This window comes from Actinocorallia populi (genome assembly GCF_002995495.1).
In the GTDB taxonomy this organism is placed as follows: domain Bacteria; phylum Actinomycetota; class Actinomycetes; order Streptosporangiales; family Streptosporangiaceae; genus Actinocorallia; species Actinocorallia populi.
This window is the reverse complement of the sequence record NZ_PVZV01000006.1, coordinates 466,699-479,328: the sequence shown is the minus strand read 5'-3', so window position 1 is coordinate 479,328 and position 12,630 is coordinate 466,699. Positions and strand designations below refer to the sequence as shown.

At 71.3% G+C, this 12,630-nt stretch carries 11 protein-coding genes; 3 read left to right on the top strand and 8 right to left on the bottom strand.

Annotated features, from left to right (window positions below):
• Positions 1–28: 28 nt before the first annotated feature.
• Positions 29–760: a hypothetical protein gene (locus C2865_RS25535; RefSeq protein ID WP_157963913.1), complete on the top strand. Its 732-nt coding sequence runs from the start codon at positions 29–31 to the stop codon at positions 758–760.
• A 65-nt stretch (positions 761–825) separates the two neighbouring features.
• Here the strand turns inward: C2865_RS25535 and C2865_RS25530 are convergent, their stop codons facing one another.
• The 3 genes from C2865_RS25530 to C2865_RS25520 form a co-directional block, all read right to left on the bottom strand.
• On the bottom strand, positions 826–1,323 hold the full coding sequence (locus C2865_RS25530; RefSeq protein WP_232835808.1) for a nuclear transport factor 2 family protein: 498 nt from the start codon (positions 1,321–1,323) through the stop codon (positions 826–828).
• 79 nt (positions 1,324–1,402) lie between these two features.
• Positions 1,403–2,374: an ornithine cyclodeaminase family protein gene (locus C2865_RS25525; RefSeq protein ID WP_157963912.1), complete on the bottom strand. Its 972-nt coding sequence runs from the start codon at positions 2,372–2,374 to the stop codon at positions 1,403–1,405.
• Positions 2,375–2,385: 11 nt separating this feature from the next.
• Positions 2,386–3,291: a PhzF family phenazine biosynthesis protein gene (locus C2865_RS25520; protein WP_198653589.1), complete on the bottom strand. Its 906-nt coding sequence runs from the start codon at positions 3,289–3,291 to the stop codon at positions 2,386–2,388.
• Positions 3,292–3,352: 61 nt separating this feature from the next.
• Between C2865_RS25520 and C2865_RS25515 the strand changes: the two genes are divergently transcribed.
• Positions 3,353–4,783, top strand: coding sequence for an aminotransferase-like domain-containing protein (locus C2865_RS25515; protein ID WP_198653588.1), 1,431 nt, complete (start codon positions 3,353–3,355; stop codon positions 4,781–4,783).
• Positions 4,784–4,797: 14 nt separating this feature from the next.
• Here C2865_RS25515 and C2865_RS25510 read toward each other — a convergent pair whose 3' ends face one another.
• Positions 4,798–5,733, bottom strand: coding sequence for a DMT family transporter (locus C2865_RS25510; protein WP_106401084.1), 936 nt, complete (start codon positions 5,731–5,733; stop codon positions 4,798–4,800).
• Positions 5,730–6,548: an SDR family NAD(P)-dependent oxidoreductase gene (locus C2865_RS25505; RefSeq protein WP_106401083.1), complete on the bottom strand. Its 819-nt coding sequence runs from the start codon at positions 6,546–6,548 to the stop codon at positions 5,730–5,732. Before C2865_RS25505 ends, C2865_RS25510 begins: the two co-directional genes overlap by 4 nt.
• A gap of 142 nt (positions 6,549–6,690) precedes the next feature.
• Between C2865_RS25505 and C2865_RS25500 the strand changes: the two genes are divergently transcribed.
• Positions 6,691–7,266 (top strand): TetR/AcrR family transcriptional regulator, encoded by a 576-nt coding sequence (locus C2865_RS25500; protein ID WP_106401082.1) that lies wholly within the window; start codon positions 6,691–6,693, stop codon positions 7,264–7,266.
• 403 nt (positions 7,267–7,669) lie between these two features.
• On the opposite strand, the gene C2865_RS25490 is transcribed toward C2865_RS25500, so the two are convergent.
• The 3 genes from C2865_RS25490 to araB all read right to left on the bottom strand — a co-directional run bounded on the left by C2865_RS25490 (position 7,670) and on the right by araB (position 12,610).
• On the bottom strand, positions 7,670–9,733 hold the full coding sequence (locus tag C2865_RS25490) for an NACHT domain-containing protein (protein WP_157963911.1): 2,064 nt from the start codon (positions 9,731–9,733) through the stop codon (positions 7,670–7,672).
• A 244-nt stretch (positions 9,734–9,977) separates the two neighbouring features.
• Positions 9,978–10,916, bottom strand: a complete 939-nt coding sequence (locus C2865_RS25485) for a Gfo/Idh/MocA family protein (protein WP_198653587.1) — start codon at positions 10,914–10,916, stop codon at positions 9,978–9,980.
• A 26-nt stretch (positions 10,917–10,942) separates the two neighbouring features.
• Complete coding sequence (gene araB / locus C2865_RS25480; RefSeq protein ID WP_106401078.1) at positions 10,943–12,610, bottom strand: ribulokinase; 1,668 nt, start codon at positions 12,608–12,610, stop codon at positions 10,943–10,945.
• Positions 12,611–12,630 lie beyond the last annotated feature (20 nt).

The window sequence follows — 12,630 nt, the reverse complement described above, 5'->3', positions numbered from 1 at the left end:
CGGAGAGGCTCGCTGTTAAGTTCCGATCATGACTGACTGGACGCGACTGAGGCACGCCTACGGACGCGCGGACGACGTACCCGGCATGCTCGACCGGCTCGTTCCGGACGAGGAGGCCGAGGTGTGGACGGAGCTGTCGTCTGCCATCTGCCACCAGGGGACGGTCTACTCGGCGAGCTTCGCCGCGCTGCCCCGGCTGACGGAGGTGGCGCGGGAGTGGGCCCCGGCCGACCGGCTGTGGCCCCTGTCGCTGGCCGGGCGCATCGTGGCCGGTGCGCGTCAAGACCACGGGCTGGGAGACGTGCGCGCCGCGCACGCGGCCGAGATCACGGAGCTGCTGCGGCTGGCCGAGGAGACGCTGGCGGCGGTCGGAGGCGAAGTCCGGGAGTCCGACTTCCTCGACCTGCTCCAGTCCATCCTGGCCTTCGAGAACGTGCCGGTCTGGAGCGAGCGGCTCCTCACCCTCGCCCATGGAGAGTTCGAGCTGTACTGCGCGGATTGCGATGAATGCATGTGCGTCATCCTCGACGGCCCCCGGTTCTCCACCTATGTCAGCGGAGTCGAGCCGGAGAGCGAGGTGGTGCCGGTGGCTCCGGACGATCTCGAACCGCTGGGGCGCCGCCTCTACCTCGCGGCCGAGGCCGCCGGACGGCCGAAGGTCATGGCCCGGCTGCTCCACCTGTTCGGGACCACCGCGTGCCCGGAGTGCGGACGGGAGTTCCAGGTGGCCGCCGAAGTCGCCGCCGAGGTGGCCGCTTAGCACCGCAGCGGCCGCCTCCCCGCTCCGGCCGACCGGAGTGGCCTTGCGGCCCTTGCGGTCGGCGGTCACTTAGTGGGTGACGGGGTGTCGGGGGACGGGGTGGTGAGACGGAGGCCGGGGAGGGCTTCGAAGGGGACGATCGCCTCGTAGAGGCGGGTGTAGCCCGTGTGGGCGATGCGCCAGACGCCGTCGTCGCGGCGGTAGCGGTCGGAGTAGTAGGCGGCGCCGCGGATCATGGTGTTGAATCCGGTGGCCAGGACGGTGTCCTCCAGGCACCAGGTCGCCTCGGCCGTGTCGCCGTCGATGGTGATCTCCGGGTGGTGGCAGACGTGGACCGTGGTGATGTCGGGGCCGAGCGCGCCGCTCATGTAGCCGACGATCGCGTCCCGGCCGGAGAAGCGCAGCGTGCCCTGGCCCGCCTGCGAGCCGTAGTCGGCGGTGGCGTCGGGGACGAGGGTGTCGGCGAACTCGTCCCAGCGCTTGAGATCGAGCGTCCGCAGGTACCGGTACTTGAGCCGCTGGATCTCCTCCGCCGCCGCCAGGCGGGCTGTTGTCATGTCCATGGACGGAAACTAGAACGTGTTCTCATCCGAGGCAAGTGCTCAAGACGAGAACGTGGGGAACGGGGGCGCTGCGTCGTGGTCATCCGCTGGTCCGCTCCAGGAGGGCGAGGGCGGTTTCGGCGGCGGCGAGGTCCTGGGGGCCGATGCCGATGAGCTCGGCCACCGTGATGTCCTGCGGGGTGCGGCGTCCGGGGATCCGGCCGGCCAGGACTTCGCCGACCTCGCCGTCGATGCGGGCGGCGGTCACCTCTCCGCGGGCGATGGCGGCGTGGACGTCTCCGTAGCGGAGGTTGAGTTCCCGGCTGTCGACGAAGACACGGGTGGCGCGTTGCAGGCCGGCGCCGTCGAGTTCTCGCTTGGCCTGGTCGTCGGCGCCGAGTGCGGTGATGTGCTGTCCGGGGCGCAGCCAGGAGCCGAACAGGACGGGGGTGCGGGCGGCGGTCGCGGTGACGACGATGTCGGACCGCCGTACGGACTGCTCCGGGTCTGCGGCGGCGGTGACCTCGACGTGCGGTAGATCGTGGCCCAGGCGGGTGGCGAGGGCGGCCGCCCGGCCGTGGTCCCTGCCCCATACGCCGATCTGCCGGATCGGACGCACGAGGGTGAGCGCGCGGGCCTGCAGCCCGGCCTGCCTGCCGGTTCCCAGGACGGTGGCGCGGGTGGCGTCCGGGCGGGCCAGGGCGCGGGCGCAGACGGCTCCCGCTGCGGCCGTGCGGAGGTCGGAGAGGTGGTGCTCGTCCTCCAGCAGGGCGGTGACGGCGCCGGTCGTCGCGTCGAAGAGCGCTACGAATCCGCCGCCTTCGGGCAGGCCGCGAGTCCGGTTGCCGGGGAACCAGTTGGCGATCTTGACGAGGAAGTGGCGTCCTCCGGGCAGGTAAGCCGCCTTGATGTGGGAGTCACCACCGTCGGACAGGGGGAGCACCGCGACCGGGGCCTGGGCCCCGTCGGTGGTGCTGAACGCGGTGAGGGCCTCGGCCACCGGCTCGATCAGGTCGACGAGGCCCACGGCCGCGCGGATCCGGTCGGCCGTGTAGAGGGGGAAGTCGGGCATGGGAGAGGTCCTCATCCGGGCAGGGCGTCCAGGGTCCCCTGGGCCACCATGGTCACTTCGCCGCCGACCCGGACGTTGTGCAGGTCTTCGGGCCGGCCCTGCGGGAGGACGGTGAGCAGGCTCGGCCGACCGGTGAAGCGACCCTGCCGCAGCACGAACTCCTCCTCGACGGGCACGATGCGGTGCTTGGCCAGATAAGCGCCGACGCAGCCGGCCGCACTGCCGGTCGCGACGTCCTCCATGACGCCGTCGTTGTTCCAGTGGCGGCCTTCCAGGGCCCCCACGTCGACCAGGTACGCGAACTGCGCACCATGACGCGCGATCAGCTCCGCGAAATCGTCGCGGACGATCTTCGCCTCGGCCAGGCCCGCCACCACCGGGACGATGAGGTAGCGCAGTCCGGTGGAGACGACTTCCAGAGGGAGATCGGCGAGCACCGATTCCGGCAGGCGCAGGGCCGCGGCGATCTCCAACCGGTTCTGCGCCGGTATGGTCGCGAGGAATTCCGGTCTCCCCTGGTCCAGCACGGCGTGGTAGCCGGTCGCCGTACGGTGGGTGGTCACCGCGACGGTCTTGCGGGGCAGGCGGAACCGCCAATGCCGCTCACCGGAGCCCCCGTCTCGTTCGTGCAGGACGGCGGCCGCGCCGAGGATCGGGTGCCCGGCGAAGTCCAGCTCCTCGAAGAGGTCGAACACCCGGGCCGCGACCTCTCCCCCCTCGCCCGAGCCGCTCAGGAATATCGTTTCGAAGTGCCGGAGCTCCTGGGTGATCGCGAGCATCTGCGCGGTGGACAGGCACGGGGCCTCGGGGAAGACGGCGAGGCTGTTGCCGGTGAACGCCTTGGCGGTGAACACGTCGGCATGCCGATAGCTCAGGGGCGCGCGGTTTCCGGAGTCGGTGAAGTCGTGGCTGGTCACGGCTCGACACTAGGCACGGTCGGCCGTCCGGTCATGGTCCAATCCCGTTAAAGTGGCCTACGTGAATCGCGCTGTGCGGCGTGTCCAGGCGTCGCAGTTCTCCCGGCTGCTCGGTGACTGGCGCGTCGGCGGCGGACCGCTCGCCAAGCAGCTGGCCACCGCCGTGGAAAAGGCCGTCCACGACGGCCGGCTGCCGCTGGGGGTGCAGCTTCCCGCCGAACGCCTCCTCGCCGGCGAGCTCGGACTCGCGAGGGGCACCGTGACGGCGTGCTACGACCTTCTGCGAGCCGGACAACTGATCGTCACCCGGACCGGCTCCGGCAGCACCACCTCCCTGCCGCCCCGGCTTCACGATCGCCTTTCGCCGTGGACCAGTGACCGGGGCCGGGCGGGCAGGAGCGGCGCGGCGCTCGACCTGACCAAAGCGGAGCCCGCGGCGCCGTTCGACGAGCTCCTCCAGGCGGTGCACGCGGCAGCCGACGCGCTGCCGGCCGTCCTGCTGCACGACACCGCCGACGGCGATGGACCGTCGGCGCTGCGCACCGCCATCGCCGACGCCCTCCACGCCCAGGGGTTCGCGACCCGCGGCGAGCACCTCCTGCTGACCAGTGGCGCCGACGCCGCGCTGAACCTGCTCAGTGCGGCGTACCTGCGCCGGAGCAGCAGGATCGTCCTGGACTCCCCCACCTACCCCGGCGCGCTCGCCGCGTTCCGCGCCGCCGGTGCCAGGCTCGTCGCGCAGCCCCTCGGCCCCACCGGCTGGGACGTCCCCGCCCTCGACCGCGCCCTCCAGGCGGCCCGGCCGTCCCTGACCTATCTCGTCCCGGACTTCCACAACCCCACCGGCCTGCTGATGGGCGAGGAGGAACGCGGCGAGCTCCGGCGCCGCCTGCGCGCCCACGACACCCTGGTCGTCTTCGACGAGACCATGCGGGACCTCGACCTGCGCGAGCACGCCCTCCCGCCGTCTCGCGCCGTCACCCGCGCCGGCGACCGCAACGTCGTATATGTGGGGTCCCTGAGCAAGTCCCTGTGGCCGGGCCTGCGGGTGGGCTGGATCCGCGCCCACCCCGACGTCATCCGCCGTCTGGCGGCGCTCCCCCTCGCGGCCGCCCTCGCGCCCTCGCCGTTCGACCGACTCGTCGCGACCCGGCTCATGGAACGCCGGGAGGCGATCCTGGACCGCCGACGCGCCCAGCTGCGCGTGCAGCGCGACCACCTGGCCTCCCGCCTGTCCGCGCTGCCGTGGTGCCGCTTCCAGACCCCGCAGGGCGGCCTGTCCCTGTGGCTCGAGCTCCTCGACACCGACTCCAGCCGGCTGGCCGCCCTCGCGGCCACACGCAACCTCTTCCTCACACCGGGCTTCCACTTCTCCCCCGACGGCGCCTTGGACCGCTACCTGCGCCTTCCCTTCACCCTTCAGCCCGAGGCGCTCGACACCGCGGTCGACAGGCTCATCGAGGCCCACGCCGCCCTGGAGAAGGCTCGGTGAGCGGCTCCCGCGCATCAGGCGTTCTGCGGCGCAGGCCGTGCCCCACCGAGGGTCGGCTCACCGGCTGTTCCTCGGAGCTCGTGTGATCCGCGGCCGGGCTGCCGAAGGCCGATGACGACGCCTGCTGCGACGAGCAGTGCTCCGGTGACGTCGGCGGGACCTGCCTGGCCGAGGCCGAGTACGACGGTGGTGAGCAGTGCGCCTACGGGTATGAGGCCGGCGAAGAGCCCCGCGCGGTCGGTGCCGAGGCGGCGCAGCGCGTCGTACCAGAGGAAGAAGGCGGCCGCGGTGACGATCGCGCCGAGGTAGCCGAAGGCGGCCGCTTCGCCGGGTGTCGGCAGCCGCAGGGCGGCCGTACCGTCCAGGGCGAGGCTCGCGGTCAGCAGCATCGGTACGGACAGGGCGGCGGGATAGGCGGCGACCCTCAGGGGGCCGAGTTTGGGCAGGAGCGGGACGGCGAGCAGGGAGAAGGCCACCTCGCCGACGAGCGCTCCCAGGGACAGCAGGAGGCCCGTGAGGCTGCCCGAACCGAGGCCCGCGGCGACGGCCGCACCGAGGGCGACCACGGCCGCGGCGCCGACCGTGCGCGGGGCGGGGCGTCGGCGTTCCATCAAGGGGCCGACGAGGGCGAGGACGAGAGGGACGGCTCCGACCACGGTGCCGATCATGGCGGGACCGGCATGCCGGGTGGCTTCGACGAGGAAGAGGTTGAACCCGGCCAGGCCGGTGGCGGCCAGCGCCATCAGGAGCAGGACGTCGCGTGGCGTCAGGCGGACGCGGGGCAGGCGCCGGCGGCGTACGACTGCGAGCAGGATCGCCGCGGCGAGCGCATAACGCAGGGCCTGCCCGGCGAAGACCGGGTAGTCGGCGATGGTGGCGGAGACGGCCGTCGAAGTGCCGACGAGCAGCATCGCCGAGGCCGCGGCGACGGGGGCGGGAAAGGACTTCATGCGGTGCGCTCCCGCTGCGTCGAGGCGTCGGCCGACGGGACCAGGACCTTGCGGGTGATGCGTTCGGCGATGGCCGCGACCATGGTGCGGGGGCGGCGGGGCGTCAGATGCGCGGCCAGGGCGTTGCCGAATCCGGGGATGACGTAGCCGCGGTCGCGCTCCAGCGCGCGCAGAGTGGCGCGCACGACGGGCTCCGGGGTGGTCATGGAGCCGGTGACGGCCGCACGGCGGGTGCCGATGGTGTCGAAGAAGGCGGTCTCGACCGGGCCGGGGCACAGGGTGAGCACGCGGATGCCGCGCTTGCGGTACTCCTGGCGCAGGGCGAGTCCGAAGTTCAGGACGAAGGACTTGGACGCGCCGTAGACGGCGAAGTACGGGGAGGGCTGGAAGCCCGCGTTGGACGCGACGTTGATGATGGAGCCGCGGCCGCGCTCCAGCATGCCGGGCAGCAGCTCGTGGGTGAGGTCGACGAGCGCGACGACGTTGACCATCAGCTGGTCGTGGTCACGGGCCCCGGATATCTCCTCGAAGCGGCCGCAGGTGCCGAAGCCGGCGTTGTTGACCAGCAGGTCGACGCTCAGGCCGCGGTCGGCCAGCCCGTCGGCGACACGGCTGGCCGCGTCCGGCTCGGCGAGGTCCTGGACCAGCACATGGGCGCGGACGCCGTGCTCGGCGGTCAGGCGCCCGGCGAGGGCGGCGAGCCGGTCGCCGGAGCGCGCCACCAGGACCAGGTCGTGACCCTGGGCGGCGAGCTGCGCGGCGAACTCCGCGCCGAGGCCGGACGACGCGCCGGTGATGAGGGCGGTGCTGTGCATGGGGTTTCTCCTTCAGCCGAGGGCAACTGAGAGGAGAGAGTACTAGTTTTTCTATGAACTGCAACAGAGTTGATGCAGATAAGTTCGAGATTGCATCCGGGTTGTATTGTGTTCCTGAGTAAGTGGTCTAACGGGAGGCAAGATGGGCGAGACAGCGGCACGATCGTTGCGGGCGGACGCGGAGCGCAGCGTGCGCGCGGTCCTCGAGGCGGCCGAACGGGTGCTCGCCGAGGACCCCGGCGCCTCCATGGAGCAGATCGCCGCGGCCGCGGGAGTGGCCCGGACGACGATCCACCGGCGGTTCGCCAACCGGCAGGCGCTGATCGAGGCGCTGGCGTCGTCCGCGGCCCGCCAGCTCGCCCAGGCGGTGGATGACGGCAGGCCGGACACCGCGCCGCCGCTGGTGGCGATGCACCGGATCACGGCCAACGTGCTCCAGGTCAAGAGCGCCTGGGCGTTCGCCCTGGGACTGCCGGCGGACCCGGACGGCGAGGCCGCCGCCCTCCACCAGGACATCGCCCGCCGCTGCACCGACGTTCTGAAGCGGGCCCAGGCCGACAGGCTCATCGACGAAGCGGCCGACCTCGACTGGGTGCGCCGGGTCTACTACGCGCTCATCGGTGAGTCCCTGCACGGCAACGCGGACGGCGCCGACCCGGACGTCCTCGCGGCCCGCATCATCGACACCCTGCTGCACGGCGCGGGCCCGCGCGCCTGAGGTGTCGGCGGCGACGTGAATCCGGCGATGCCACCGTTGCCCGTGGACGGCCCGGCTGCAGTACTCGGTGGTCCAGGAGGAGTTCGACGAGACCGCGAGTCCGTACCCCGGCCGGTGCGGGGCGGTCCCCCGGCCGCCCCGCACCGGTCCCCTGGCCGGGTGGTTCAGGGGCGTGCGGGTGGTGGGGAGTTTCCACCAGTGGTCGGTGTTCTCCAGCTGTTCGGGGGTGTGTCGGGTGGCGGTGAAGTGCAGTGGTTGCGATGCGGTGACGTGGGCGGGTCCGGTGGCGCTGATCAGCCGGTGGTGTTCGACGGGGTCGCCGAACACGGTGCGGTAGCGGATGCGCACGACGGTGTGGTCGTCGGCGGGTTCGACGGTGACGTCTCCTGATCGGGTGGACTGATTACGCCACTGGTTGTTGTGGCGGGGTGATCAGGGGAAGGGGATGTGAGGCCAGGTAGTCCTGGAGTTCATGGTGGCGGAACTGGTAGGCCACTCCGGAGATGCGGACCAGGCCGGCCTGGTAGCACCAGTGCAGGAACCGGCTGAGCCGCCAGGGAAGTCTGCCTCGCGTGCATAGCAGCAGCATCAGATATCGCGTGGTCGCAGCACCGCCCGTGATCCGGGTTTCGAATCCGATCACGCTCAGGAACCAGAGGAGGAACGCCGCCGAGAGTCCGTTCACGAGCCCGGACCTGGGGCCGAACGCGAGTCCGAGCGTGAGCCCGAACGCGAGCCCGCCCATGAGTCCGAGCGTGAACCATCCCAGGAAGTCGTTTCGGATGAGTTCACGCGGATTGACGCCGCTTCCGTCGCCAGGCTCCCAAAGGCCGCTCACAAGCCCTTTCATGAGCCCGTACGAGATCCCGCACGCGACCGTGAGCACGAGCGCCGTCCAGCCTGCGAATATGGCCCATACGAACCCGGGTGCGAGTCCACCCGCGAGGCCGACCCCGAAGTCGAACGCCAGGGCGCGGAGTCCTTCCCGGGTTGCGAGCCGGCTCCAGTCCAGCCGGGACGGCTCAGGCCAAGGATCTGCCTCCCAGATGGCGGCCGCTAGCGCTGCCGCCACCACAGGGGAGAGCCAGAGCATCCAGGGGTTATCGGCCAAGTAGGGGTCGCCGAGTATCGCACCCACGAAAAACCAGAGCGGCAGGAGGAGAATAAGACCCGTGACCAGGTAGCGAGGAAGCCAACCTGCCAGGGGCCACAGCTCGTACAGGATCAGGTCGGTGCTTGAGAGGGTGCGGCCGTAGAGCGGGGGCCGGGTGGTGTTGTCGTTGAGGTAGCGGGCCAGGCGGGCAAGGTATCGGTGTACCTGGTCGGGGTCGTACCGGCCGGGGGCGGTTTTGCAGGTGGCGGGGATGTAGCGGGCCAGGAGGTGGTCGCTGACCTGGGCGGCGTCGGACAGGGCGAGGAGGTCGCGGGGATCGCGGTCGCCTGCGTCGCGGTCGTGTCGGGTGTAGACGGTGGTGGCGAGGGTGAATCTCCATGGCGTCGACAGCGCTTGGGCCAAGGGGTGGCCAGGCTGGGTGAGGGCCTCGAGGACGGGCTGCCATCGGGGCCGGTCGGTGCCGACGACGATGTCGTCGAGGAAGTCTTCGGCCTGGGCCGCGTTCAGGGGTTGGAGGGCGATGCGGGCGGCACCTTGGGCGAACGCTTTGGCGTCGGACAGGGCGTCGTAGCGCCCCGTACGGCAAGTGACCACGATCCGGGCGCGGCCGGTGCCGTGCTGGTAGTCGTTCAGAGCGCGGAGTGCTTCGGCGGCGTGGGAGGCGGAGGTGTCGGCGTGGTCCATCTCGTCCAGCCCGTCGATGACCGGCAAGATGAGCCCGGCGTCGACCAGGAGGCGGGCGTTGCGCGGGTGCATCTTGTAGTCCGCGACCAGCCGCCGGGCGAGCCAGGCATGGACGCCGCCGGCGGGATTCCAGCCCGCGGCCGAGACCCGTACCGGCACCGGCCCGCCCGGCTGTCTGCGGGCCGGGTCGAGGAGCAGCAGGATCAGCTGGATCGCGGTCACGGTCTTACCCGAACCGGGCTCGCCGGTGATGACCAGCCGCTGCGGCTTCAACCGGTCGAAGTAGTCGGCGATCCCCGACAGGGTCCCTGCCGGGTCGGCGCCGATCGCGTCGTGGGCGGGTGCGGGGGTGAAGACGAATTCCAGGTCGATGGGTTCGGGGTGGCCGGCGAGCAGCTGCTGGCGCTGGCGGGTCTCGGCAGCGTACACGGCCTTGGCGAGGTGGTCGGCCCATTTGCCGGTGTCCACCGGGGTCAGCCGCTCAGACCGGCCAACCTGCCACCGCGCCACCACGACCGCGCTCACCAAGGTCGTCAGCCCCACCGATATCGCGGCCGGATCGACATCGCCTTTCTCCCACGGCCACGACCGTGCCCCTACCGCTACCGTGGCGACGCCGACCAACAGCACTGCGGCCCACAGCACCCATACCTGCCGTCCAGCACCCATGCCGCCCATGCCACCACCCCCAAACCGCCGCGCTCAAGGACTCAGGCCGGCAGACGCCGAAACGCAACAACCAGGAGACCGGGAGAAACCGTGGGAACGGTTTCTCCCGGTCTCCCCTCAAGGGCCACTTCTCAAAGCACGAGGCCTGGAGCAGGTGCTCCGCTCGCTATCGAGCGGGGATGGAACGCTGTGTGGCGCTAAAGGCCCGTGATCATGGCCGCTATCGCCACTGGTCGGTCGGTTGCTACTCGATCCCGGCCCGGATGGCATCGAGGGTGGTGGCCAGGGCGATGGTCTCGTCCAGTGTGATCACCGGGCTCTCCGTGAGGCTCCGGGTCAGGCAGCGGTGCACCTCGGCGATCTCGAAACGCAGGCCGTTGCCCTCGTAGGAGCCGTCGATGTGCTCGGCGCCGGCCCGGGTGGTGACGGTCAGGGCGTCGGGGCAGTGCATGAACGCCGGCAGGTCGATCCACCCGTCGGTGCCGGAGATGCGGGCCGTGCACGCCATGCCGGTGCGGATCGCGGCCTTGACCACCCCGAGCCCGCCGCCGGAGTGCCGCAGCAGGGCGGCGACCTGCTCGTCGACACCGGTGGAGCCGATGACGCCGTCGGTGGTCACGCGCTCGACCTCGCCCAGGACTAGCGAGCAGAGCTGGACGGGGTAGATGCCCAGGTCCAGCAGGGCACCGCCGCCCAGAGCGGGATCGAACAGGCGGTGGTCGGGCCGCACCGGCATCCGGAACCCGAAGTCCGCCTCCACCAGCAGCGGATCGCCGATCCGCCCTTCGGCGAGCACCTCGGCCAGCGACCGGTAGGCCGGCAGGAACCGGCTCCAGATCGCCTCCATCAGGAACAGGCCGCGGTTCCGCGCCTCCTCGGCCATCTTCCGCGCCTCATCGGCGTCCATCGCGAACGGCTTCTCGCACAGGACGTGCTTGCCCGCCCGCAGGAGGTCGAGGGTGTCCTGGCAGTGCCGGGACTGCGGAGTGGCCACGTAGACGACGTCCACGTCGGGATCGGCGGCCAGCGAGGCGTAGTCGCCGTACCGGGCCGGGATGCCGAACCGGTCGCCGAAGGCCTCGGCCCGTTCGGCCGAACGCGACGCCACCGCGACGATCTCCCCGTCGTCGACCCACTTCATCGCCTCGGCGAACCCGGTCGCGATCTCACCCGGACCGATCACACCCCAGCGGAATTTCGGAGTTCTGTTCACAGGGCCGGGCTCTCTTTCTTCGTCACGGCGGACGCCGTGTTGCGGATCTCACGGAGGCGGTGCATGACCGCGCCGTCGGCGAACTGGTGATGAAGGCGGATGAACAGGGCGTAGAGCTCATCGTAGGCGTCGGCGCGGTCCGGGTCGGGGCGGTAGGCGGCGATGTCCCGGCCGCCCATGGCCGCGGCGGCGGTGGTGATGTCGGGGTAGGCGCCCGCAGCGACGGCGGCGTGGACGGCAGAGCCGAGGGCGGGGCCCTGCTGGGAGCGGATGACCGACAGGGGGCGGCGCAGGACGTCGGCGTAGGTCTGCATGAGGAAGGTGTTCTTGGTCAGGCCCCCGGCGACGACGAACTCCTCGACCGGTACTCCCGCGGTCTCGAAGGCCTCCACGATGACACGGGCGCCGAACGCAGTGGCCTCGATGAGGGCGCGGTACACGTCCTCGGGACGGGTGGTGAGGGTCTGGCCGACGATCAGGCCGGAAAGGTCGTGGTCGACGAGGACCGAGCGGTTGCCGCTGTGCCAGTCCAACGCGATCAGACCGTGCTCTCCGACGGCCTGGGCTTCGGCGAGTCCGGTCAGGTACTCATGCAGGCTCAGCCCCGCCCCGCCCGCGGCGGCCTGATAGGAGGTCGGCACACCGGTGTCGAGGAACCAGGCGAAGATGTCACCGACCCCCGACTGGCCGGCTTCGTATCCCCACAGGCCGGGGACGATGCCGTCCCTGACGGCGCCGCACATGCCGGGGACCTCGGCGAACCGGTCGGACGGCATGATGTGGCAGGTGGAGGTACCCATGATCGCCACCATCTGCCCGGGGCGCACCGCGTCGGCCGCGGCGGCGGTGACATGGGCGTCGACGTTCCCGATGGACACCGCGACGCCCTCGGACAGGCCGGTCCACGCGGCCGCCTCCGCGGTGAGCGTGCCTGCGAGCCCGCCGAGAGGGGCGAGGTCGTGGCCGAGCTTGTCGGTGAACGACACGAAGCCGGGGTCGAGGGCGGCCAGGAACTCACGTGACGGATACCCGCCGTCCTGGTGGATCGCCTTGTAGCCGGCGGTGCAGACGTTGCGGGTCTCGACACCGGTGAGCCGCCAGACGATCCAGTCGGCGGCCTCGATCCAGCGGTCGGCCCGCGAGTACAGTTCGTGGTCCTCTTCCAGGAGCTGGAGGCCCTTCGCGAAAGCCCACTCAGAGGAGATCCTGCCGCCGTAGCGGGGCAGCCAGGTCTCGCCGCGTGCGGCGGCCAGCGCGTTGATGCGGTCGGCGTGCCTCTGGGCGGCGTGGTGCTTCCACAGTTTGGGCCAGGCGTGCGGCCGGGAGGGGAACAGCGCGGACAACGGGATGCCGTCGCGGGTGGCGGGCAGGATCGTACAGGCGGTGAAGTCGGTGCCGATCCCGATGACCTGGGAGGGGTCGATCCCCGCCGCCGACACCGCCTCGGGCACCGCGTTGCGCAGCACGTCGACCCAGTCGTCGGGGGACTGCAGCGCCCAGTCGGGGCCGAGCGGGGTGCCGTCGGGCAGGGCGCGGTCGATGACGCCGTGGGCGTATTCGTGGACGGCGGTGCCGAGTTCGGCGCCGTCGCCGACCCTGACGACGACGGCGCGGCCGGACAGGGTGCCGAAGTCGACACCGATCACGTACTGCTGTGCGGTCATGAAAGTCTCCTGGGGGCGAC

Bases quoted from the DNA above. Each gene is read 5' to 3' on its own strand.
- C2865_RS25535 (WP_157963913.1), top strand. From the start codon at position 29: ATGACTGACTGGACGCGACTGAGGCACGCCTACGGACGCGCGGACGAC.
- C2865_RS25530 (WP_232835808.1), bottom strand. From the start codon at position 1,323: ATGGACATGACAACAGCCCGCCTGGCGGCGGCGGAGGAGATCCAGCGG.
- C2865_RS25525 (WP_157963912.1), bottom strand. From the start codon at position 2,374: ATGCCCGACTTCCCCCTCTACACGGCCGACCGGATCCGCGCGGCCGTG.
- C2865_RS25510 (WP_106401084.1), bottom strand. From the start codon at position 5,733: ATGAAGTCCTTTCCCGCCCCCGTCGCCGCGGCCTCGGCGATGCTGCTC.
- C2865_RS25505 (WP_106401083.1), bottom strand. From the start codon at position 6,548: ATGCACAGCACCGCCCTCATCACCGGCGCGTCGTCCGGCCTCGGCGCG.
- C2865_RS25500 (WP_106401082.1), top strand. From the start codon at position 6,691: ATGGGCGAGACAGCGGCACGATCGTTGCGGGCGGACGCGGAGCGCAGC.
- C2865_RS25490 (WP_157963911.1), bottom strand. From the start codon at position 9,733: ATGGGTGCTGGACGGCAGGTATGGGTGCTGTGGGCCGCAGTGCTGTTG.
- araB (WP_106401078.1), bottom strand. From the start codon at position 12,610: ATGACCGCACAGCAGTACGTGATCGGTGTCGACTTCGGCACCCTGTCC.